The following is a 419-nucleotide window of genomic DNA, read 5'->3' as shown; positions in this document are numbered from 1 at the left end:
GCTGATCGTTCATCTGGCAGATGCCGACGCGGCCCGCAAGCTGGTGCACTGGTCCGACAGGGCCGAGGTGCTCGCCGCCGCCTTCTGGCCCGGTCCTCTGACGTTGGTATTGCCCCTGCGGGCGGGCCATGGCCTGTCGACGCTGGTCACCGCCGGGCTGGATACCGTGGCCCTGCGGGTCCCGGAGCATCCAACGGCTCGCGCCCTGCTTGACCGTTTCGGCGGACCGCTCGCCGCCCCTTCGGCAAATCCGTCGGGCCGGATCAGCCCCACCACTGCCGAACATGTGGCCGCCGGGCTCGATGGACGGATCGCTGCGATCCTTGANGATGGCCCTTGTACGGTAGGGCTGGAAAGCACCATCGTGGACCTGTCGGGCGGGGCGTCGTCACGTTCAGCCGCACAGGCGCACGGGGGGC

Annotated in this window: 1 protein-coding gene; it reads left to right on the top strand. The window is 69.9% G+C overall.

Annotated elements, in window-relative coordinates; genetic code table 11:
* On the top strand, nt 1–419 hold a 419-nt coding region (locus tag A3764_RS22565; RefSeq protein ID WP_150122413.1), incomplete at both ends, for an L-threonylcarbamoyladenylate synthase.

Source organism: Sulfitobacter sp. HI0129, from assembly GCF_001635395.1.
GTDB lineage: Bacteria > Pseudomonadota > Alphaproteobacteria > Rhodobacterales > Rhodobacteraceae > Sulfitobacter.
The sequence above is the reverse complement of the archived record's forward strand: the minus strand, read 5'-3'. Positions and strand labels throughout refer to the sequence as shown.